Source organism: Burkholderia anthina, from assembly GCF_001547525.1.
Classification (GTDB): Bacteria; Pseudomonadota; Gammaproteobacteria; order Burkholderiales; family Burkholderiaceae; genus Burkholderia; species Burkholderia semiarida.
On sequence record NZ_LNJP01000003.1, the window covers coordinates 264040 to 284619 of the forward strand.

Here is a 20580-nt window from a genome sequence, read left to right on the forward strand (position 1 = left end):
GACGACATCAAGGTTTGTCTCTCTTGGCCCCGCATGCCTTGGTCGGCGTGCGGGGCCCTTTTTATGCCGAAAACGCGCGCGGTTACTTGGTTGCGGCCGAGCCGACGTCCGCCGGCGCAGGCGCCGTCGACTTGAAACTGCTCGACTGCCTGACCAGTTGCTCGGTCATCGCGGCGGCCACCGGATTTGCGCCGGACGACGCACCGCCTTGCCGGTACGAACCGGTGCTCGCCGGCATCGACTGCATCGATGACGTCGACGGCGGCGGCAGCGACGGATCGAGCTTCGCCGATTCCCTGACGAGCGCGGCCGTCTCCGGCGTTTCGGATTTCGTCGCGGCCGGCCGCGCGGCGGCCGCATGGCGTTCGAGGCCGTCGCGCTTGCGCGGCGCGCGCTGCGTGACCTGCGCGGGTGCGGTTGACTGAGCCGACTGAGCCGACTGAGGGGGCTTGGCGGCCGGCGCGGGGGTCGAATCCTGCGCATCCACCGTCACGACGTTGACTTTCGGCGGCGGTGCGGCCGGCTTCGTCACCGGCTGCGGCTTGTCGCTGACGACCGGAATCGCGGGAACCGGCGCAGGCGCGGCGCCGACGCGTGCGGTTGCAGCAGGCGCGGGTGTGGGTTCGGGAAGCGACGGCGCGGCCGGCGCCTGCTTCGGCGCCGTCGTGGCAGCCGGTGCGGGCGGCGCGATCGCGCCCTGCACCGCGTGATCGTTGCCCGCGGGCGCCGACGCAACGGGTGCGGCCGCGTCGCCGATGCCGGCGTCTTCGATCGCACGGTGGTCCGCGCGCAGCAGCATCACGTACGCGGTGCCGGCCGCGGCGACCAGGAGCCCGCCGGCGATCATCATGGTCTTACGGGTACTCGTCATGCTTGCTCACCGATCATATCCATGTGAACAAGCCATCATACGCGGCCAGCGTCCGTTGATCCCGGACGAATACATTTGGTTGCATTGATCGCGGCCGAGGCCGTCGGCGCCCTGCCGTACGCCCTATCGTCAGACGGAAGAAACGCCCGCCGTCGCCCGTCAGATGCAGAAAATCGCGACTGCGATCCCGCCGAACAGCAGCCACTTGACGATGTAGTACACGGTGCGATTCCACGCCTTCAAGCGCTTGCCGGCGCGGCGAATCGCATACAGGTACCTGAACGCGCGATTGAGCCCGCCCGTGCGATCGCCGGTTTCGTTCGGCGATGCGGCCGCGCGCATCAGCAGTTGCCCGAACGCATCGTTGATGCGCTGCGCCCAACGATATTTCATCGGGCGATCGATGTCGCAGAACAGGATCACGCGATCGTGCGCGGTGCGGTTTTCGGCCCAGTGCAGGTACGTCTCGTCGAACATCACGGCCTCGCCGTCGCGCCATGCATACGATTCGCCGTCGACGACGATCCGGCACGCGTCATCGTTCGGCGTATCGAGCCCGAGGTGGTAGCGCAGCGAGCCCGCATACGGATCGCGATGCAGCCCGAGCTTCCCGCCCGGCGGCAACTGCGCGAACATCGCCGCCTTGATCGACGGAATCCGCGACAGGATCTCGACCGAACGCGGACACAATGCCCGCGCGGACGGATGCGGCGCGTCGTACCACTTCAGGTAGAAACGCTTCCAGCCGTGGCGAAAGAACGAATTGAAACCGATGTCGTTGTACTCGCCCGACGCCTTGATCCGGCTCGCGTCGCGCAACGCGAGCGCTTCGCTGCGAAACGTGCGCCATTCGCGCTGCAGCACCGCGAGCTCCGGAAAGTGCCGCGTATCGAGAAACGGCGTGGTCGGCACCGACGAGAACGCGTACGAAAAGCAGTTCAGCGGTGCGGTAAAGGTCGAGTGGTCGGATAGTTGCCTGAACAACCGGTGCCGAACCTTGCCGCGCCGATGCGTGTACACGACACACGCAATGAACACGATCAACAGGACCCAGCGCATCGATATTTCCCCCGTAAGCTGTTTGCCGAAATTCTAGGGAGGGGAAAAATTTCCTGCTCTGACGGGTAGGTCGTGCTGTGTACGCCTTAAAACACGCCGAAGTCGCGAAACGATTCGTGCCGAAACGCCGAAAAGCCCGCGCGTACGTGCTTTTCGGGCCATCCGGGCGCGCGTGCGGCATGCTGCCGCCGCACGCGCCGGCAGCGATTATTCCGGAAACGGCAAATCAGTTTGTCCGTCCGCGCGCATATCGAACGTGTTGAGCGTCATCGCGACGAGCGCGTAATAGCCGAGCAGCGCGACGAGGTTCACCACGGTCTCGTGGCCGAAGCGGGCCTGCGCCCGCGCGAACGTCGCATCGCTCACACGGCGCGTGTCGTACAGCTCGGTGGCGAATGCGTGGATCAGCGCGTCGTCGTCCGATTCGAATGCGGGCGCGACGCCGAGCCGGATCGCGTCGGCCGTCGCGGCCGGCACGCCGGCCTCGAGCGCGATCGGATGATGGATGTGCCACTCGGCCTGCGAGCGCCAGCGCGAGGCCGTCACGAGAATCGCGAGCTCGGACAGGCGCAGCGGCAACCCCGTGCGGTAACGGCAGAACGCGCCGAGCTTCTGCGCGTGCTGGGCCAGCTCGGGGCTCGCGATCCAGCCGAGGAACGGCCCGTTCAGGTTGCCGCGCGGGCCGCTGAGGATATCGGCGAGCACGGCCTTCTGTTCGTCGGTGGCCGACGCGGGATCGAAAGGAGGCAGTCTGTCTGTCATGATGAGAATGCAGTGGGGTCGGGGTTCACGCGGCGGCCGATGCGAGCGCCGCGCCGATCGCGCCGGACAGCCGCTCGACGATCGTATCGATCTGCTGCGCGGTGCAAACGAACGGCGGCGCGATGAGGATGTGATCACCATGCACGCCGTCGATCGTGCCGCCCATCGGATACACCATCAAGCCGCGCTGCATCGCCTCGCGCTTGACTGCCGCGTGCAGCTTCAACGCAGGATCGAACGCCGCCTTGGTGTCGCGATCGCGCACGAGCTCGACGCCGACGAACAGCCCGCGGCCACGCACGTCGCCGACATGCGGATGCGCACCGTAATGCTCGCGCAACGACGCACGCAGTTGCTCGCCGCGCGCCTTCACGTTGTCGAGCAGCTTCTCCTCGGCGATCACGCGCTGCACTTCGAGCGCGGCCGCGCAGGCGGTCGCGTGGCCGATGTACGTGTGACCGTGCTGGAAGAAGCCCGAGCCGTCCACGATCGTCCGGTAAATACGATCGCTCACCATCGTCGCACCGATCGGCTGGTAGCCCGCGCCGAGCCCTTTCGCGATCGTCAGCAGATCGGGCGCGACGCCGTCCTCATCGCACGCATACAGGTAACCCGTGCGCCCCATCCCCGACATGATCTCGTCGAGGATCAGCAGCACGCCGTACTTGTCGCACACCGCGCGAATCTTTTTCAGGTAGGTTCGCACCGGCGGCACCGCGCCGGCCGTCGCGCCGACCACCGTTTCCGCGACGAACGCCGCGACGTTTTCCGCGCCGAGTTCGACGATCTTCCGTTCGAGCTCGTCCGCGAGGCGCTGCGCGTACGCTTCCTCCGTTTCACCGGCCTGCTGATCGCGGTACGCATAGCACGGGCTCACGTGGTGCGCGTCGATCAGCAGCGGCAGGAACGGCTCGCGCCGCCATGCGTTGCCGCCGATCGCGAGTGCGCCGAGCGTGTTGCCGTGATAGCTCTGGCGCCGGGCGATGAAATGACGGCGCCGCGGCTCGCCCTTCTCGACGAAGTACTGGCGCGCCAGCTTCAGCGCGGCCTCGATCGCCTCGGAGCCGCCCGACACGAAATACACGTGGTCGAGCCCGGCCGGCGCGCCGTCGACGAGCCGGTCGGCCAGTTCCTCGGCCACGTCGGTCGTGAAGAACGACGTATGTGCGTACGGCAATTGCTGCGCCTGCCGCTTGATCGCGTCGATCACGCGCGGGTTGCTGTGGCCGAGACACGAGACGGCCGCGCCGCCGCACGCATCGATATAGCGTTTGCCGGTCGAATCGACGATCTCGATGCCGTCGCCTGCGACGGCGACGGGCAAGGTGGCGCGCGGGGCGCGATGGAAAACGGTCGTCATGCGTGGCCTCATGGATCAGGATGCGCTGGGCGCGTGCGCGGACGGCACGATGCGCGTCGCGAAGCGCTGCGTGCCGTGTTGATGGACGGTGAAATCGATCGCGGTGTCGTCAATCTCGAACACCGCGGTCGCGAGCGGGTTCTCGTCGTCGGGATCGGCCGGACCGTCGCGGTAGATCGGCAGCCCTTCTGGTGCACGATCGCCGAGCACGCGCAGCAGCGCGGCTTCGTCGATCGCGTCGGCGACGAACGGATGGCCGCGCCAGCGGCGCACGGCCTGCCATGCGCGGCTCCGCCGCAAGTACGCGTCGAATTCCGGCCGGGCAAGCTCGCCGAGGCGCACGCCGATGTCGAACGGCGGGCCGGCGATGACGGGCGAAAGGAAAAGCGGCATGTCGTGCAAAAGAGTCCACTCCGGTGACATGTAGCGTGCGCCGGGTCGGCGCGCCCCGTCAAACGATGCGGGGACGCACGTCGTCACGATCTCGCAACACGCGATGACGAATTAGACATTCACACAACATATGTTGTCAATACCTGGGTACGGACAACACCGGATGCAGCCGCGCTCGCTGCCCCGTCACGCCGCGACCCCGCTCGCCTGATGCGACACGAGCCGCGCATACGCGCCCTGCCGCGCCATCAGCTCCGCATGGCGGCCAGCCTCGATCACGGCGCCCTGCTCCATCACGAGGATCAGGTCGGCATGGCGCACAGTGGACAGCCGATGCGCGATGATGATCGACGTGCGCTGCGTCATCAGGTCCTCCAGCGCCGCGCGGATCTGCTGCTCGCTGATCGTGTCCAGGTGCGACGTCGCCTCGTCGAGGATCAGCACCGGCGCATCCTTCAGGAATGCGCGCGCGATCGCCACACGCTGGCGCTGGCCGCCCGACAACTGCACGCCGCGCTCGCCGACGCGCGTCGCGAGCCCGTCCGGCAACCGCGCGACGAAATCGCCGAGCGCCGCGTGGTCGATCGCGCGCCGCACGTCCGCGTCGGATGCATCGTTCGCGGCGAGCCGGATGTTCGCGTCCAGCGTGTCGTTGAACAGATAGGTATCCTGCGCGACGAGCGCGATGTGCTGCCGCAGGTCGTCGAGCCGCAGGTCGCGCAGGTCGACGCCGCCGAGCGTGACGCGGCCCTGCTGCGGATCCCAGAAGCGCAGCAGCAGGCTCGCGACGGTCGACTTGCCCGCACCCGATGCACCGACCAGCGCGACCGTGCTGCCGGGCGGCACCTCGAAGCTCACGCGGTCGATCGCGGGCACGCCGCGGCCCGGATACGTGAACGACACCGCGTCGAACCGTACCGCCGGATTCCCGGGCATCGCGTGCGCGCCGTCCGTCACCGTCACGGGCTCCTTCTCCAGCGCGCGCAAGCGGCGCGTCGACGCGATCGTGTCGGCAAGCTGGCGCGCGACCTGACCGATTTCGGCCACCGGCATGAACGCGGCCACCGCGACGAGCACCAGCAGCGGCAACGACTCGTGCGGGAACCAGCCGCGTGCGCACAACCACGCGCCGAGCGCGGCGACCGCCAGCCCGCCGAGCCCGCTCGCGACTTCGAGCGCGGCGCTTTGCGTCGACAGATCGTCGAGCAGCTTCGCGCGCTGCCGACGATACGCATCGGCCTCGGCCACGAACGCCGCGCGCCGGCGTGCGATCGCCTGGAACGCGGTCAGTTCCGCGAGCCCCTGGATCGTTTCGGTCAGGTGCGCGCCGAGCCGGCCCAGCGCTTCGCGCGCGCCGGTGCCGAGCCGGTCGACGTCGCGGCGGGCCAGCACGGGTGCGAGCCCGGCCCACAGCAGAAACGGCAGCAGCACGAGCGCGAGCGGCCATGCGACCGACGCGAGCAGCACCAGCACGCCGGCCGGCACGAGCACCGCGACGAACGCGGGCGCGAGCGTATGCGCGTAGAAATATTCGACGGTCTCGACGTCCTGCGTCGCGAGCGACACGAGATCGCCGGAACGGCGGCGCAGCAGCCCGGCCGGCGCGAGCCGTTCGAGCGTCGCGAACAACGCGATGCGCATTTCCGCGAGCAGCCGGTACGCCATGTCGTGCGCGAGCCACGATTCGAGCCAGTGCAGCACGGCCGCGACCGGCGCGATCACGAGCAGCGCGGCCACCAGCCCGGTGCCGACATGACCGGTCGGCACCGCGCCGACCACCCGCGCGCCGAGCACGCCGACGCCGATGAAGGCGAGCACGCGGCCGATCCCGAACAGCACGGTGAGCACCACCTTGCCCTTCCATGGACGCACGAAGCGAAGCAGCGTCCGCAACGTCTCCGGCCAGCCGATTGTCGCCGCATCGTCGTTCAGCGGCCGCACCTGCGGGCCCGACGACGCGCGCGCGGTCGCGCCGGCCGGGGTCGCCGCGCCGACGGATTCGGCGGCCGCTTCCAGTTGCGGCCCCATCAGGCGGCGATACGGGCCGTCGCGTGCGATCAGCGCCGCGTGCGTGCCTTCGTCGACGACCTGCCCCTGGTCGAGCACCAGGATGCGATCGGCGCCGATCACGCTGGACAGCCGATGCGCGAGCACGAGCGTCGTGCGCCCGCGCGTGAGCCGGTCGAGCGCCTGCTGGATCAGCGCTTCGTTCTCCGCATCGACAGACGACAGCGCCTCGTCGAGCAGCAGGATCGGCGCATCGCGCAGCAGCGCGCGCGCAATCGCGATGCGCTGGCGCTGACCGCCGGACAGCATGAGCCCGCGTTCGCCGATGCGTGTCGCGTAGCCGTCGGGCAGCGACGAGATGAAATCGTGCGCGTTGGCGGCGCGCGCGGCGGCGATCATCTCCGCGTCGCTCGCGTCGGGGCGGCCGAGCCGCAGGTTGTCGGCGACGCTGCCGTCGAACAGCGTCGCATCCTGCGCGACGACCGCGATCATCTCGCGCACCTGGTCGACATCGAGCGTGCGCACGTCGTGGCCGCCGATCCGGACCGCGCCGCCCTGCGCATCGTGCTGCCGCAGCAGCAGGCGCACGATGGTCGACTTGCCGGCTCCGCTCGGCCCGACGATCGCGACCGTCTCGCCCTCGCGCACCGAGAAACTCAGCGCCGCATGGGCCTCCGCGCGGCGCCCCGGATACGCGAAACTGACGTCGTCGAACGCGATCTCCGGCCGCAGGCCCGCTACGCGCTGCGCATCGACGCGAGGCGCGGCGCCGCCCGCGTCGAGCAGCGCGTGGATCGCATTCGCCGCCGACTGGCCGATCATTCCCTGATGCAGCACCGCGCGCAGGTCGCGCAACGGGCGGAAGATCTCGCTGCCGGCCATCAGCACGATCAGCAGCGCTTCGAGGCTCATGTCGCCGTGCCGCACGCGCCATGCGCCCACCGCGATCGCCGCGGCCGCGCCGAGGCCGGTGCCGAGATCCGTGAAGAACCGTGTCAGCAGGCCGAGCGCGAGCACCCAGAACGTGCTGTCCGACAACGCGCGCGCCTTCGCGGCCAGCTTCGCGCCGAACGCGGTGCTCTGCCCGAACGCCTTCAGCGTCGGCAGGCCCTGCACCGCGTCGAGAAATTCCTCGCCGAACGCCTTGAACGCGGCCGAACGGGCGAGCGCCGCGCGTTTGTCGGCGCGATGCACGAGCTGCGGCAACGCGAGCGTGACGAGCGCCGCGACGAGCAGGATCGCGGCCGTCGGCACGTCCCACCATGCGAGCACCGCGAAGATCATGAGCGGCGCGCACGCGGCGATCACGAGCTGCGGCAGGTAGACGCCGAAGAAGGTCTGCAACTGCTCGACGCCGTCGACGACGGCGAGCATCACGCCGCCCGTGCGTTCGCCGCTGAACCAGGCGGGGCCGAGCGCGGCGATCCGGTCGAACAGCCGCGCGCGCAGCGTCGCCTGCACGCGGCCCGCCGTATGCTGCGCGAGCACCGTGCGGCGATGATCGAGCCATGCGCGCAGCAGCACGCAGGCCGCCGTTGCAACGACGGCTTCGCCGATGCCGCGCGCCGGCGCGCCGGAAAACACCAGCGCCAGCACGCGGCCGAGAAACACGAAGCGGAGGATGCCGACACCCATCGCGAGCAGCCCGAGCGCGACGGCCGCCGCCACCCGCCAGCGCAGGCCCGCCATCATCGCCCATAGTCGTCGGTCGAAATACATGAAGCCCTCCGGTCGGTGTTTGGTTGCGTTCTGGTTGACCGGATCGAGGCTACCCGCGCCGCCCGCGCGCGGCAAAAGATGATTTTTCAACGGGTGTTGAGTCAACTACAATACCCCGCATGTCGCACCTTCCTCCCCTCAGCGCACTGCGTGCTTTCGAGGCGGCCGTCCGCCTCGGCGGGTTCGCGCGCGCGGCGGTCGAGCTGAACGTGTCGACCAGCGCGGTCAGCCACCAGATCCGGTCGCTCGAGGAATCGCTCGGCGCGCGGCTGCTCGAACGCAGCACGGGGCTCGGCGGCATCGGTCTCACGCCGGCCGGTGCACGCCTGCTGCCGGCCGTCAGCGATGCGCTGTCGCGTCTCACCGACGCGTGCAGCGAGATTCGCGGTGCCGCGCAACGGCTCACCGTGTCCGCCAACGCACCGTTTTCGTCGATGTGGCTCGCGCGCCGGCTGGCGGAATTCTCGTCGCTTCATCCCGACACCCCGCTGCACGCGGTCGTGCTCGACGACGAGCCGGATTTCGCGCGCAGCGGCGTCGATCTGGCGATCGTGCACGTACCGGCGCACCGGCTACGGGCCGACGACGACGTGCTGATGCGGGAAACCGTGTTTCCGGTCTGCAGCCCCGAGCTGTTTCCGTACGCGTCGGGGCACGTATGCCGCTCGCGGCTGCTGCAGGAAATGCACGAGGACAGCCCCGAGATCGACTGGCGCAACTGGGCCGTGCAGTTTGGCTTGCCGGACGACTTCGAGACGAAGATCGTCCGTTACAGCAGTTTCAGCCAGGTGATCGGCGCGGCCGTCGGCGGCGCCGGCATCGCGCTCGGCCGCGTGCCGCTGATCGAGCCCGAGCTGCGCAGCGGGCGTCTGGTGCCGCTGGTGCCGGGCCTCGCGCGCGACGCGTCGTGGCGCTTCGTGCTGCGCCGCCATCCGGCGACGCGGCACCGGCTGCTCGATCCGTTGATCGCATTCCTGCGCAGCGAAGCGGACGCGCCGCCGTTCGTCTCGAAGATCGTTGCGCCCGCATCCAACGACAGTCACGCACGGGGCGCGGGCGGGGCCTGACGGGCCGCATGCAACGCCGGCAGCGCGTTTGCGTATGACCGGCCGCTTACGGCGTCGCGAAGAACAGCGCGACGACGCACGCCATCCCGCCGAACCACACGAGCGAACGCAGCGACGCCCAGTTCAACAGGTACATCAGCGCATAGACGACGCGGATCGCGACGAACGCGATCGCGAGCTGGTCGACGCGATGCGCGTTCGCGCCGTTGTGCCACGCCACCACCAGCGCGGCCGTAAACAGCGCGAGCGCTTCCCATGAATTCTGATGCGCGGCCTGCGCGCGGGCGCGCCAGCCTTCGAGCTTCGCGAGGTAATCGCGCGGCGTACGGTTGTCGTAACCCTTGCGGGCCTTGGCGAGAAACGTCATCGGGAACGGCAACAGCGCCACGATGAACAGGCACAGCTGGGACGTCGTCATCCAAGTCTCCTCCGTTATGATTACATTGATCAATGACAAGATCGTCGAGAGCTTAGCATTGCATCGTGCCGTTCGCGCACCGGTTTTCTAGACGGGAGACTCGGCCGCGCAGGTCGAAGTGGGCAGTGCGCGGCGAGCCTCAGCACCCGAATTTCCACCAAATCATCGATAAATACGTTAATTAAAACTGGTCGAACACCAATAAGATAGCGCTCAACACTGGCTGGGCGCGCGATCGCGCCGGCCTGCCGTTTCACTCCACGCCCCGTGCGCCGAACGACATCCGACCCGAGCCCTTGCCATGCCCCGTCCCATCGTCGCCCATATCCGCCCCGACGCCGTCCGCCACAACCTCGACTTCATCCGCCGCACCGCCGCGCAATCGCGCGTGTGGGCCGTGATCAAGGCCAACGCGTATGGCCACGGCATCGAGCGGATCTACCCGGGCCTCGCGGCCGCCGACGGCATCGCGCTGCTCGATCTGGACGAAGCCGTGCGCGTGCGCGAGCTCGGCTGGGACAAGCCCGTGCTGCTGCTCGAAGGGATCTTCGAGGCCGCCGACGTCGAGCTGGCCGATCGCCATCGGCTGACGGTCGCCGTGCACTGCGACGAACAGCTCGACCTGCTGATCGCCGCGAAGCCGCAGCAGCCGATCGACATCCAGCTCAAGATGAATTCCGGCATGAACCGGCTCGGCTATCGGCCGGCCGCGTTCCGCGCCGCGTGGGAACGCGCGGCGAGCGCGCCGTCGATCGGCAAGATCACGCTGATGATGCATTTCGCGAACGCCGACGAAGGCGAAGTCGACTGGCAGCTCGACCAGTTCGACGCGACCACGACCGGGATTCCGGGCGAGCGCTCGGTGTCGAATTCGGCGGCCGTGCTGTGGCACCCGCGCGCGCACCGCGACTGGGTGCGCCCCGGCACGATCCTGTACGGCGCTTCGCCGACGGGCGCCTCGCGGCATATCGCCGACACGCCGCTGACGGCCGCGATGACGCTGACGAGCCGGATCATCGGCGTGCAGACGGTGGCGCCGGAGGAAACCGTCGGCTATGGCCGCCGCTTCACGGCCGATCGGGCGATGCGGATCGGCGTCGTCGCGTGCGGCTACGCGGACGGCTATCCGCGCCATGCCCCGACCGGCACGCCGATCGCGGTGGACGGCGTGATGACGCGCGTCGTCGGCCGCGTATCGATGGACATGCTGACCGTCGACCTGACGCCGTGCCCGAACGCGGGCATCGGCTCGAGCGTCGAGCTGTGGGGCGACCAGGTGAAGGTGGATGACGTCGCGCAGGCCAGCGGCACGATCGGCTACGAGCTGATGTGCGCGCTCGCGCGCCGCGTGCCGGTCGTGATCGTGCCGCCCGGGGCGACGAGCGTGCACCCGGCGCTACGGACCGGCAGCTACGGACGCTGACGGGCGGCGATGCTGTGTTGCTGCGATGCGTGACAGCGTCGCCGCACATGCCGTGCCGCGTGCTGGCCGGCCGCCTCACGCGGCCCGTCAGCTCTGCGGCGAACCGCCCACGCGCACCGGCGACGACACGGTACGTCGTTGCGCGTTGCACAACGCCGGGCGCCGACGCGCGCTCTGTCCGCTTCCGTCAACGCATCACGAACGCCACGTCGGCTTGCGCTTCTCGAGAAACGCGTCGATGCCCTCGCCCGCATCCTCTTCCATCATGTTGCGCGCCATCACGTCGCCCGCGTACGCATACGCTTCGTCGAGCGGCAGCTCGCGCTGACGATAGAACATCTGCTTGCCATATCGCACCGCGGCCGGGCTCTTCGCGACGATCTCCGCGACCTTGCGCGCGACGGCCGCATCGAGCGCGTCCTCGGGCACGGCTTCGTTGACGAGCCCCCACGCGGCGGCCGTCGCCGCATCGACGAAGCGGCCGGTCACCAGCATGTCGAACGCGCGCTTGGCCGCGACGTTGCGGCTCAACGCGACGGCCGGCGTCGAGCAGAACAGCCCGACGTTGATGCCCGACACCGCGAAGCGCGCGGTATCGGCCGCGATCGCGAGGTCGCACGCGGCGACGAGCTGGCAGCCGGCCGCCGTCGCGATGCCGTGCACGCGCGCGATCACCGGCACCGGCAATGCGCGCATCGCGAGCATCACGCGGCTGCACTGCGCGAACAGCGTGCGGTAGTAGTCGAGTTCAGGCTTGCCGCGCATCTGCCGCAAGTCGTGGCCGGCGCAGAACGCCTTGCCTTCGGCGGCCAGCACGACGCAGCGCACGTGCGGATCGGCGGCAAGCGTATCGAACGCATCGTGCAGGGCCGAAAGCATCGCTTCGGACAACGCGTTGAACTGCTGCGGGCGATTCAGGCGCAGCGTGACGACGCCGTCGCGCGTGTCGCGCAGCAGGATCGGCCCGGCTGTCTCGTGAATGGGTTCCATGGTGTTCCGCTCGACGGGGTTCAGCACGGTTGAGGGGCGATGCGAACGAGCGGCCATCGCGCCCGCCCGCTCGCGGCATATCGGGGAAATGGTCCTCCACATTCGGCACGACGTCCAGCCGCGCCGCCGCATGCGCATGCACGCCGGCCCGTCGGCCATCGCGCGACGCGCGATGCCGCTCGCCCGTCAACGGCGCCGTTGCGCGCCGTGCTTCCGCGCCGACGCCGAGCCTGAACTGGTGCGCCTGATGAAGCGGCGATGCAATCATTTCACCGCGTGGCTCGTCGCCCGTGCCGATCTCTACAAGACCGCATGTACGGGCGGTGATCGAAGCCGTCGTCGACGAATTCGCGACGGCGGCGGCGGGCCCGGTCGTGGGCCGATAGCGGACCGCCAGGGCCGGTGCGTCAGCGCGGCTGATACGCGCCGTCCGCCGCGGACCAGCGAAACGTCCGGCGCCATTTGCCGCCGCGCTCGCGCAACTGCAGGTCGCGGAAGCCGTCCGTCGAAGTCGACAGCACGCTCAGCGTATTGCTGCCTTCGGTGATGTCGTGATCGCGCGTGCCGTTGCGATGCCAATCGCCTGCGATATCCCGGTAGAACATCATCGGCTGCGCGAACACGACGCGCAGCGTCTTGCCGTCGATCCGGAACAGGTACAACGCCTCGAACGACGCACCGCCGCCGGAATAACCGATCGACCAGCCCGCCCGCACCCCGAACGCGGCATCGCCCGCCCGCAGCGTATACGGCGCGAGATCGAACCGCGACCACCGCTCGGGACGTAGCAGGCGATCACCCGACGGCTTCGTCTCCTCGAGGTAGTCGGGACTGTCGAGATTCGTGTTGCTCCAGTCGGTGGCCTGGTCGAGCGGCTGTTCGGTTCGCGCGACGAGGCGCGGCACGCCGTCCGGGCTGCGCTCGAACACGCCCAGCCAGACCAGCTCCTTCTGGTCATCGGCCTCGGCGTGGCGCTCGAAACCCTCGCAATCGGTAGGCGCACGGAATCGCAGCGCCTCGCGCGCCGACTCGTCGGTCGGCGCCACGCAAACGATCGCGACGAACGCGCCCGGACGCTGCGGCCACGGTTTCGCGCCGGCCAGCACGACACGCGCAAGCGGCTGGCCCGGCGCAAGCTGCGCCACCAGCCCCTCCTTCGTGAAACCGGGCGGCAAGTGCACGCCGAAACCGTCCGCTTCCGGCGCGCCGCTCATGTCGCGCGCATACGCGGCGCGGGCGTCGGGCGAATCGAACTTGCCGGGCACCTGGTCAAGGGAATGCGCGGTGCCCGCCGCGTGCGCGGCGCAGCCCGCGAACGCGGCGCCGATCGCGACGAGCCACGGCATCAAGCGAATTGTCATGCCGGAATGTCCTGTGAAGTGTTTCAGTGCGCGGCGGGCGGGCGCGCCCGGCTGCGCCCGCTGCGCCACGCGCGCACGCCCGACCACAACTGACCGACGCCGACGGCGAAAAAGACCGCGCCCATCGCGCCGATTGTCAGCACGCCGCCCCAGATCGCGCCGAACGTATTGAGCCGCGCCGTCATCCTCGGCGCGTCCGGCGCATAGCGCACTTCGACCGTCGCGCCGTCCTGCACGCTGACCTCGCCGCCCTGCGCATATTCGACCTGCTCGCCCGCGAGCGTCGTGAACGCGATCTCCGGATGATGCTGGCCTGCGTTCAGCTTGACGACGCGCCCGGGTACGACGACCGACGCGCGCAGAAATTCGCGCGTCGACTGCGCATGCAACGTGACGCCGATCAGCACGCACGTGCCCACGACGGTAAAAACGACGCCCTTCGCGATCAGCGTCTCCGTGTGCCGCGCGGCGGGTCGCCCGTATTCGGATGCCATCGGTTTCGTTCCGTTCCTGATGTTCGTCAATGCCGGGCGTGGCGGCGCATGATGCGCCGCCACGCCGCCCTCGGCATCCGGCAGGATACGGACATCCCGGCGCGCTGTAAATTGCGCGCGCAACCGTTCGACGGCCCGCTGGCGCGTCAGCCCGCGAGCTTCTTCAGCGCGTCGAGCACCGCATCGCCCTTGAACGGCTTCACGATCCAGCCCTTCACGCCGGCGGCCTTGCCGCGCGCCTTCATCGCCGGGCTGCTTTCGGTCGTCAGCATCACGACGTTGACCGCCGTGTTCGCCAGTTCGCCGCGAATCTTCTCGACCATCGTCAGGCCGTCCATGTTCGGCATGTTCACGTCGCTGATCACGAGGCGCACGCCGGGCGTCGCCTTGAGCTTCGCGAGCCCGTCCTTGCCGTCGACGGCTGTCGCGACGTCAAGCCCGTGATTGCGCAGGAAGCCGGCCACTTCGTCGCGCACGGTGCCCGAATCGTCCACCACCAGAATCTTTGCCATGTCGTATTCCCCTTTCGTCGTTGCCGACTTCAACATTCAAAACAATTCGAGTTCGCCCGCTTCGACCATCGGCCCGACGTCCTGCACGGATTCGCGGAAATCCTCCGGCGACCAGCTCAGGCTGAACACGAAACGCTGGTCGAGACGGACCGAGCGCCCCGAAGCCGGGTCGGTCATCCGGTACTTGAAACAGAGCTGCGGACAGTCGCCGCCGAACGAGATGAACTTCTGCTTGTGATTGACGACGAGCGGCACCTGAACCGGATGGCGCGCCAGCGCCTCGGCGTCGCCGAGATAGCGGTTCTTGAACGCGCCCCACACGAGGTTGGTCAGTTCGCCGAGCACGCTGTTCACGTCGCGGAAATCCGGCGCGCGGCCGCTGTCGCGCGTGCCGCCGAGCATGTCGAGCAGCGGCTGCTCGCTCGTCTGCAGCAGCATGTAGCCGCGGCACCACGCGCTTTCGAGCGCGATCAGGCTGAACACTTCGCCGAAGATGATCTGGTCGCGCACGATGCACGGCGTGTCGTGCTCGATCGTCATGCCCGGGAACAGGCTGTCGATGCGCGCCTCGGTGATCTCCGAGATGCCGCGCACCAGCGCGTTCGGGTAGTCGCGGCCGAACAGGTATTCGTCGATCGCGCGCGCGAGCGGCGTCATGTCGTCGGCGACGTAGGCCGCGCACGCGACACGCGCGAGCGCATCGGGCAGCCCGTCGCGCGACGCGAGCGATTCGCGGCGCAGGATGATCGGCAGCTCGGGCCGCAGCGCGTCGATCTGCGTCGCGATGATCGCGCTCTCGGCCGGCGAGCCGCCGTAGTCCTCGGCCAGCAGGATCGCGCCGAGATCGATGTTCGAGCGCAGCACCTTCAAGAGCCGGCTGCGCCGCACGGTCAGGCCGACCAGATTGTGCTCGTCGCAGAAACGCTTGATCGCGTCGGCATGCACGCGGCTGTCGTCGAGCACGAGCACCTTGCTGACGGGTTGGTCTTCGGTCATCGGATGGATTCCTGATGGTCGGTCAGAACAGTTCGAGCTCGCCGCCGCTCTCCACCGCGGCGGTTTCCGGCACATGGAAATCGACCGGCGCGTTCGCGCACACGCACAGCGTCGCGCCGACCCGCACGTCGCCGTCGAGCGTCAGGTCGTACGCGGCCACGTAATCGGGCGAGAGCGCGTGCATGGCGTCGATGCTCGCGCCGCTCAGCAGGTAAGGCGTCGACATCCCGAGATCGGGGAACGGCGCGGTCAGCGCCTGGTTGATCGCGCCGCAACACAGGTTCGCGACTTCCATGAACGCGTCGGTCAGCGGCCGCTGGCTGCTCGCGCCTGCCGTCGCGCCGGCGAAATGGCGGCGCGTCGCGTCGTCGTCGCTGAAGCGCAGCGCAAGCAGCAGGCGGAAATGCAGCGCCGAGATCGTCAGCACGACCACATGTTCGACTACCGTCGGCTTCGAGCGCGGCTTCGCGTGCATGCGATCGGGCGCGTCGTGTGCGTGCCCGGCGGCCGGCCGGATGTCGCACGCGCCGCCGGCCGCGAGCCGCGTGCGCGCGGCATCGAAAAAGATCCGCTCGAAACCGGCCCTCGCCTGCGCGCTGATCACGGGGCCGCTCCTTCGATCCGCGCGTGCAGTTGCCCGGCCAGCGTCTCGACCGTCGCGAGCGCGGCCGTGATCATCTTGCCGCCGGCCTGAATGTCCTGGAACGTCGCGGCCGTCACGAGATCGTTGCGGTTCAGGCTGTCGCGATAGCTGTTCGACAGTTCCTGCGAGCGCGCGGCCAGCCCGCGCACCTCGCTCGCGACGATCGAGAAGCCGCGCCCGGCCGTGCCGGCACGCGCCGCCTCGATCGACGCGTTCAGCGACACGATCGACACGTGCGCGACGATCGCCGACAGCTCCAGGTTCTTCGCGCGCATGTCCTGGTTCTGCGTGGTCAACGAGATCATCTGCTCGTGCCAGCGCTCGAACGTGCCGGCGAGCCCGCGCAGGCGCGCGGCTTCGTCGGCGATCTTCATCGCATGCTGCGCGAGCGCCGCGCGGTCGGCCGACAGCGCCTGCAACGCGTCGCGCTGCGCGGCGCTCTCGGACACCTCGCGCGCCAGCGCCTCTTCCAGTTGCGCCTCGCGTTGCGCCCATGCGTCGGCCGCTTGCGCATGCGCCGACGCCGTCTCTTCCGCCCGCACCTCGGCCGCGTGGAGCGCACCGCGCAACGCATGCGCGTCGCGCTCCATCGACGCGACGAGCCGTTGGCGCATCACACGACACACGATCGCCGCCGCCACCGCGACGACCACGCCGCCCGCGAGCGCGGCGGCCATCTGAATCATCCACGCCTGCACGATCACGCCGTCACTCCGCCGCGCCGATATCCGCGAGGCGCGCCGGCTGCGCGTGCCCCGCGCCATGCGCGGCGCCGTCGGCCGCGAAGCGCGCCGGCAGCGACACGATCGTCTCGAACGCGCGATACGGCGCTCCGACGCGATCGTCGGTGAAGCGCAGCGCGATATCGCCGCCGTCGCGCTTCAGGAAATTGCGCACCGCGTCCATGCCGACGCCGCGCCCCGATACTTCGGTCACCGCTTGCGCGGTCGAGAAGCCCGGCCGGAAGATCAGCTCGGCGACATCCTCGTCGGACAACGCCGCTTCGCTCGCGGCATCGATCCAGCCACGCTCGCGCGCGATGCCGCGAATCCGGTCGAGCGCGAGGCCGCGGCCGTCGTCGCCGAGCACGAACCACAGTTCGCCGCCGCCCACGCCGACCGCGATGTCGATCGTGCCGGACGCCGCCTTGCCGGCCGCGCGCCGCTCGTCGGACGATTCGATCCCGTGGTCGATCGCATTGCGCAGCAGGTGCATGAAGACGTTCTCCAGCGTCGCGACGATCTCGCTGCGCACGCGCTGGCCGTGGCTGTCGATATGCACGACGGGCGCCGGTTTGCCGAGCTCGGCCGCGAGCGACGGCAGCGACTCGATCACGCCGCCGAGCGCCTCGCCGATCCCTTGCGTGCCGAGTTGGCTCAGCATGCGGCGCACCGCATCGCGCGCCGCATGCCAGTCGGACGCGTTCGCCGGATCGGCGCCGTCGAGCACGCGCAGGCTCTCGCTGATGCGCGCGCGCTCGACCATCAGGAAATCGGCGCCGCCCTGCGCCGGCTCGCCGCCGCGGCCGAGCGTGACCGCGTTGATCGTCGCGTAGTGGTCGACGGCTTCGCGTACGCGCGCCAGATCCTCCATCAGCGCGTCGCGATTCCACTCGGGGCCGCTGTCCGCGCGGCGCAGCGATTCGTACGCCTGCTCCGCTTCATGGACGATGTTCGTCAGGTGCTGAAGGCTGTACGTGCGCGCATTGCCCTTGATCGTGTGCATGTTGCGGAACAGCGCCGCGACGATCGAGTGATCGGCGCGCTCGTGCTGGCGGATCATCCGTTCGTTCTCGCTGAGGAAGCCCTTCGCGCTGTGCACGAAGTCGTGGAACTTGTCCTGGCTGATCGACAGAATCTCGCCGATCATCTCGAGGCGCCGCTGCTGCTCGCCGGCCTGCGCGGTCAGCGCGCGGATCTCGGTCACGTCGCGCACGCACAGCATCAGGCGCACCACCGTGTCGGTTTCGTCGGTGATCGCCGACCAGCTCAGGTCGAGCCACTTCTCGCGGCCGTCCGGCATTCGCTTCGCGACTTCGTTGACGAGCAGGTGCTCGTTGAACTCGAAGTTCATGCTGTCCTCGCCGAGGCACGCGTGCACGGCCGCGTCGACCTGCGAGCGCGCGTCGGCGCCGATCGCCGAATCGTCGAACACGAGCGCCATCAGGTCGCGGCCGGCGATGTCGTTCGTCTCGAAGATGGATTCGAGGTACGCCGAATATTCCGCGTGCACGACGCCGCCTTCGACGACGGTCAGGATGCCCTGCTGCATGTTCTGCAGCATCGCCTGGATGTCGGCCGTCTTCTGCTTCAGTTGCGCGGCGTTCTCCTGGATCTTCTCGATCATCCCGTTGAACGCGACGATCGAATGGCCGATTTCGTCCATCCGGCCCACCGGCACGCGGCGTGTGAAATCCTGGCTCGTCGCGATCTCGCTCATCGCCGTCTGCATCCCGATCAGCGGGCGCGTGATCTGGCGATACAGCACGAAGCCGAGCGCGGTCAGCAGCACGATCACCGTGCCGGCGACGCCCGCGATCGCGGTGGCCGTGGTCGCGAGCATCCCGTTCAGCGCGCCGATCGCGTCGTCCTTCTGGCGGTTCTTCTCGACGCGCAGCGTGTCGACGATGCTTTCGAGTTCGTCGCGATACTGCGCGACGTTCGCGAACAGGTAGGCCTGCGCCATCTCGGCCTTGCCGTCCGTCTTCATCTTCACGGTGTCGTCGATCGCCGCGAAATAGTTGGCGGCGCTGTCCTTCGCCTGCATGACGAGCCCTTCCTGCGCGCGGCCGACCGCCGATTTCGCCTGCGCGTCGAGCGCGGCGCGCAGCGCGGCCTGCTTCGCCTTCAGCTCGTCGCGCGCCTGGGCGGCGGTATTTGCGTCGGGCGCGTAGACGAGCGTCATCGCCGCGATCTGGATGTTCTTCACCTCGGCGACGAGATCGGCCGACGCGAGCGCGCTCGGCACGATGCCCTGGGTGACCTGACGCACCTCGGACGCGCTCTTGCGCGTCTGGTACACGGCATAGACGCCGATCGCGGACAGCGCGAAGAACGTCAGGACGACTAGCAGCGTGATGCGATGACGGATGGTCATGAGTACAGCTCCCCGCGGCGATCCGGGTGCGATCGCCCTTTGGTCTGTTGAAAGAGTGTGAGCGCCGAATTATCGGGGATGGCGTATGACGGTCCGATGACCGAAAATCAATCGGTCATTGAGGAAAATGGAATGAATAATTGTGCGGGGAAAAGCCTAAAGTCTTTTGCGGATTTGCCGTTAACTTCGCGCCGCCTTACCGGCGTGGAAGCGACGATCGAGGAATCATCGAAATAGCGGATATTTATTGTTTTATGCCGGCTCCCCAACATCCGTTTTATTGAATGCCGGCAAAACGTTTGCGTATTATCGGCGAGCCGGCTTGTTTTGGTATTTTTATAATCGTTGCAGTATTCGCCGGGCTGGCGCGTCAGTGTCCATCCCGCATGATCGACTGTTCAGCCTTCGTTCGGCTCGGCGAGCCAGTCTTCGAATTGCAGCTGCGGAACGCGCTCGAATGCGCGGACGTTGTGCGTGACGAGTACCAGATGCCGCGCACGCGAGTCGTCCGATCGGCCTCGCGTGAACGGAGTGCCGGGCCGTCGGCCCATGCCCGATCGCGTGACGTCGCGATCCGTTCCTGCAACGTACCGGGCCCCGATTCGTTCCGGTCACGAAACAATCAATCCCGCCCCGGCGATTCCCCTCCCCATCCGCCCGCTCTAGACTGTTGCATCGTTCCCCTTTCGGACCCACGCAATGACCGACGTCCTGCCGCTGACCACCGAGCCCGAATCCGGCCTTCAATACCGGCTGCGTCCGGCCACTGGCCGCCCGGCCGCCCGCCTGTTGCTGCTGCACGGCGTCGGCGGAAACGAGACCAACCTGCTGAACGTGGCCGACGCGATCGATCCGCGCATCGAAATCGCGTTCCTGCGCGGCCCGCTCACGTTCGGGCCCAATCAGCATGCATGGTTTCCGGTGCGTTTCGGCCCGAACGGCCCTGAAATCGATGCGGCGCGTGCGGACGAGAGCCGCGTGCAATTGATCACGCTGCTGCAAGCATTGCGCGCACAGGATGGCGCAGCCCCCGCGTTACCGACCGTGATCGCCGGCTTCAGCCAGGGTGGCATCATGAGCGCGAGCGTCGGCCTCACGTCGCCGGGCGACGTGAGCGCGTTCGCCGTGCTGTGCGGGCGCATCCTGCCTGAAATCGATCCGTTGATCGCGCCGCGCGCTGCGCTTCACCCGCTTCATGCGCTGATCGTGCATGGCCGTTTCGACGACAAGCTGCCCGTCGCGTGGGCGGACAAGGCCGATGCGACACTGGCGGCGCTCGGCGTCGCGCACGACACGCGGCTGTATGCAGCCGGCCACGAGCTGACCGCGGAGATGGCCGCCGATTTCGGCCGATGGGTCGGTGAACGCGCGGGGTTGAACTGAATTTGAATGGAACGGCCCGGGGCACC

At 68.5% G+C, this 20580-nt stretch carries 17 protein-coding genes and 2 pseudogenes; 4 read left to right on the plus strand and 15 right to left on the minus strand.

What is annotated here, in order from left to right; all coding sequences use genetic code 11:
* Nucleotides 1-82: 82 nt before the first annotated feature.
* The 6 genes and pseudogenes from WS64_RS21515 to WS64_RS21540 all read right to left on the minus strand — a co-directional run bounded on the left by WS64_RS21515 (nt 83) and on the right by WS64_RS21540 (nt 8171).
* Nucleotides 83-871, minus strand: a complete 789-nt coding sequence (locus tag WS64_RS21515) for a hypothetical protein (RefSeq protein WP_060967652.1) — start codon at nt 869-871, stop codon at nt 83-85.
* 159 nt (nt 872-1030) lie between these two features.
* A complete protein-coding gene (gene lpxO / locus WS64_RS21520) occupies nt 1031-1930 on the minus strand; it encodes a lipid A hydroxylase LpxO (RefSeq protein WP_060967653.1) in 900 nt (299 codons plus the stop codon).
* Nucleotides 1931-2137: 207 nt separating this feature from the next.
* Nucleotides 2138-2692 carry a carboxymuconolactone decarboxylase family protein gene (locus tag WS64_RS21525; RefSeq protein ID WP_059639281.1) on the minus strand — a complete coding sequence of 185 codons (555 nt, stop codon included), beginning with the start codon at nt 2690-2692 and terminating at the stop codon, nt 2138-2140.
* A 25-nt stretch (nt 2693-2717) separates the two neighbouring features.
* Nucleotides 2718-4052, minus strand: a complete 1335-nt coding sequence (locus WS64_RS21530; protein WP_060967654.1) for an aspartate aminotransferase family protein — start codon at nt 4050-4052, stop codon at nt 2718-2720.
* A gap of 15 nt (nt 4053-4067) precedes the next feature.
* Nucleotides 4068-4292: pseudogene (locus WS64_RS35660) on the minus strand (peptidase C45); the annotation flags it as partial.
* A gap of 339 nt (nt 4293-4631) precedes the next feature.
* On the minus strand, nt 4632-8171 hold the full coding sequence (locus tag WS64_RS21540) for an ABC transporter ATP-binding protein/permease (protein ID WP_060968535.1): 3540 nt from the start codon (nt 8169-8171) through the stop codon (nt 4632-4634).
* Between the two features lie 119 nt (nt 8172-8290).
* On the opposite strand from WS64_RS21540, the gene WS64_RS21545 reads away from it, so the two are divergent.
* Nucleotides 8291-9238, plus strand: a complete 948-nt coding sequence (locus WS64_RS21545; RefSeq protein ID WP_060311136.1) for a LysR family transcriptional regulator — start codon at nt 8291-8293, stop codon at nt 9236-9238.
* A gap of 46 nt (nt 9239-9284) precedes the next feature.
* Here the strand turns inward: WS64_RS21545 and WS64_RS21550 are convergent, their stop codons facing one another.
* Nucleotides 9285-9656: an MAPEG family protein gene (locus tag WS64_RS21550; protein WP_059639277.1), complete on the minus strand. Its 372-nt coding sequence runs from the start codon at nt 9654-9656 to the stop codon at nt 9285-9287.
* A 301-nt stretch (nt 9657-9957) separates the two neighbouring features.
* On the opposite strand from WS64_RS21550, the gene alr reads away from it, so the two are divergent.
* Complete coding sequence (gene alr / locus WS64_RS21555; RefSeq protein WP_060967656.1) at nt 9958-11079, plus strand: alanine racemase; 1122 nt, start codon at nt 9958-9960, stop codon at nt 11077-11079.
* A gap of 195 nt (nt 11080-11274) precedes the next feature.
* On the opposite strand, the gene WS64_RS21560 is transcribed toward alr, so the two are convergent.
* On the minus strand, nt 11275-12069 hold the full coding sequence (locus WS64_RS21560; RefSeq protein WP_060968536.1) for an enoyl-CoA hydratase: 795 nt from the start codon (nt 12067-12069) through the stop codon (nt 11275-11277).
* 205 nt (nt 12070-12274) lie between these two features.
* Between WS64_RS21560 and WS64_RS35610 the strand changes: the two are divergent.
* Nucleotides 12275-12455 (plus strand): annotated as a pseudogene (locus tag WS64_RS35610) (LysR family transcriptional regulator); the annotation flags it as partial.
* Between the two features lie 21 nt (nt 12456-12476).
* On the opposite strand, the gene WS64_RS21565 reads toward WS64_RS35610, so the two are convergent.
* The 7 genes from WS64_RS21565 to WS64_RS21595 form a co-directional block, all read right to left on the minus strand.
* Complete coding sequence (locus WS64_RS21565) at nt 12477-13430, minus strand: hypothetical protein (RefSeq protein WP_060968537.1); 954 nt, start codon at nt 13428-13430, stop codon at nt 12477-12479.
* 23 nt (nt 13431-13453) lie between these two features.
* A complete protein-coding gene (locus WS64_RS21570; RefSeq protein ID WP_060967657.1) occupies nt 13454-13924 on the minus strand; it encodes a DUF3592 domain-containing protein in 471 nt (156 codons plus the stop codon).
* Nucleotides 13925-14070: 146 nt separating this feature from the next.
* Entirely contained in the window at nt 14071-14436 is a 366-nt protein-coding gene (locus tag WS64_RS21575; RefSeq protein ID WP_059639893.1) for a response regulator, read from the minus strand.
* Between the two features lie 36 nt (nt 14437-14472).
* Nucleotides 14473-15432, minus strand: coding sequence for a chemotaxis protein CheX (locus WS64_RS21580; protein WP_060967658.1), 960 nt, complete (start codon nt 15430-15432; stop codon nt 14473-14475).
* A 22-nt stretch (nt 15433-15454) separates the two neighbouring features.
* Entirely contained in the window at nt 15455-16036 is a 582-nt protein-coding gene (locus WS64_RS21585) for a hypothetical protein (RefSeq protein ID WP_060967659.1), read from the minus strand.
* Entirely contained in the window at nt 16033-16761 is a 729-nt protein-coding gene (locus tag WS64_RS21590; protein WP_059639891.1) for a methyl-accepting chemotaxis protein, read from the minus strand. Before WS64_RS21590 ends, WS64_RS21585 begins: the two co-directional genes overlap by 4 nt.
* Before the next feature lie 22 nt (nt 16762-16783).
* Nucleotides 16784-19171 (minus strand): MCP four helix bundle domain-containing protein, encoded by a 2388-nt coding sequence (locus WS64_RS21595; protein WP_060967660.1) that lies wholly within the window; start codon nt 19169-19171, stop codon nt 16784-16786.
* Nucleotides 19172-19870: 699 nt separating this feature from the next.
* On the opposite strand from WS64_RS21595, the gene WS64_RS21600 reads away from it, so the two are divergent.
* Entirely contained in the window at nt 19871-20554 is a 684-nt protein-coding gene (locus WS64_RS21600) for an alpha/beta hydrolase (protein ID WP_060967661.1), read from the plus strand.
* Nucleotides 20555-20580: the final 26 nt, after the last annotated feature.

What these genes read in the sequence shown, in the direction of transcription:
- WS64_RS21515 (WP_060967652.1), bottom strand. Translation starts at nt 871, where the DNA reads ATGACGAGTACCCGTAAGACCATGATGATCGCCGGCGGGCTCCTGGTC.
- lpxO (WP_060967653.1), bottom strand. Translation starts at nt 1,930, where the DNA reads ATGCGCTGGGTCCTGTTGATCGTGTTCATTGCGTGTGTCGTGTACACG.
- WS64_RS21525 (WP_059639281.1), bottom strand. Translation starts at nt 2,692, where the DNA reads ATGACAGACAGACTGCCTCCTTTCGATCCCGCGTCGGCCACCGACGAA.
- WS64_RS21530 (WP_060967654.1), bottom strand. Translation starts at nt 4,052, where the DNA reads ATGACGACCGTTTTCCATCGCGCCCCGCGCGCCACCTTGCCCGTCGCC.
- WS64_RS21540 (WP_060968535.1), bottom strand. Translation starts at nt 8,171, where the DNA reads ATGTATTTCGACCGACGACTATGGGCGATGATGGCGGGCCTGCGCTGG.
- WS64_RS21545 (WP_060311136.1), top strand. Translation starts at nt 8,291, where the DNA reads ATGTCGCACCTTCCTCCCCTCAGCGCACTGCGTGCTTTCGAGGCGGCC.
- WS64_RS21550 (WP_059639277.1), bottom strand. Translation starts at nt 9,656, where the DNA reads ATGACGACGTCCCAGCTGTGCCTGTTCATCGTGGCGCTGTTGCCGTTC.
- alr (WP_060967656.1), top strand. Translation starts at nt 9,958, where the DNA reads ATGCCCCGTCCCATCGTCGCCCATATCCGCCCCGACGCCGTCCGCCAC.
- WS64_RS21560 (WP_060968536.1), bottom strand. Translation starts at nt 12,069, where the DNA reads ATGGAACCCATTCACGAGACAGCCGGGCCGATCCTGCTGCGCGACACG.
- WS64_RS21565 (WP_060968537.1), bottom strand. Translation starts at nt 13,430, where the DNA reads ATGACAATTCGCTTGATGCCGTGGCTCGTCGCGATCGGCGCCGCGTTC.
- WS64_RS21570 (WP_060967657.1), bottom strand. Translation starts at nt 13,924, where the DNA reads ATGGCATCCGAATACGGGCGACCCGCCGCGCGGCACACGGAGACGCTG.
- WS64_RS21575 (WP_059639893.1), bottom strand. Translation starts at nt 14,436, where the DNA reads ATGGCAAAGATTCTGGTGGTGGACGATTCGGGCACCGTGCGCGACGAA.
- WS64_RS21580 (WP_060967658.1), bottom strand. Translation starts at nt 15,432, where the DNA reads ATGACCGAAGACCAACCCGTCAGCAAGGTGCTCGTGCTCGACGACAGC.
- WS64_RS21590 (WP_059639891.1), bottom strand. Translation starts at nt 16,761, where the DNA reads ATGATTCAGATGGCCGCCGCGCTCGCGGGCGGCGTGGTCGTCGCGGTG.
- WS64_RS21595 (WP_060967660.1), bottom strand. Translation starts at nt 19,171, where the DNA reads ATGACCATCCGTCATCGCATCACGCTGCTAGTCGTCCTGACGTTCTTC.
- WS64_RS21600 (WP_060967661.1), top strand. Translation starts at nt 19,871, where the DNA reads ATGACCGACGTCCTGCCGCTGACCACCGAGCCCGAATCCGGCCTTCAA.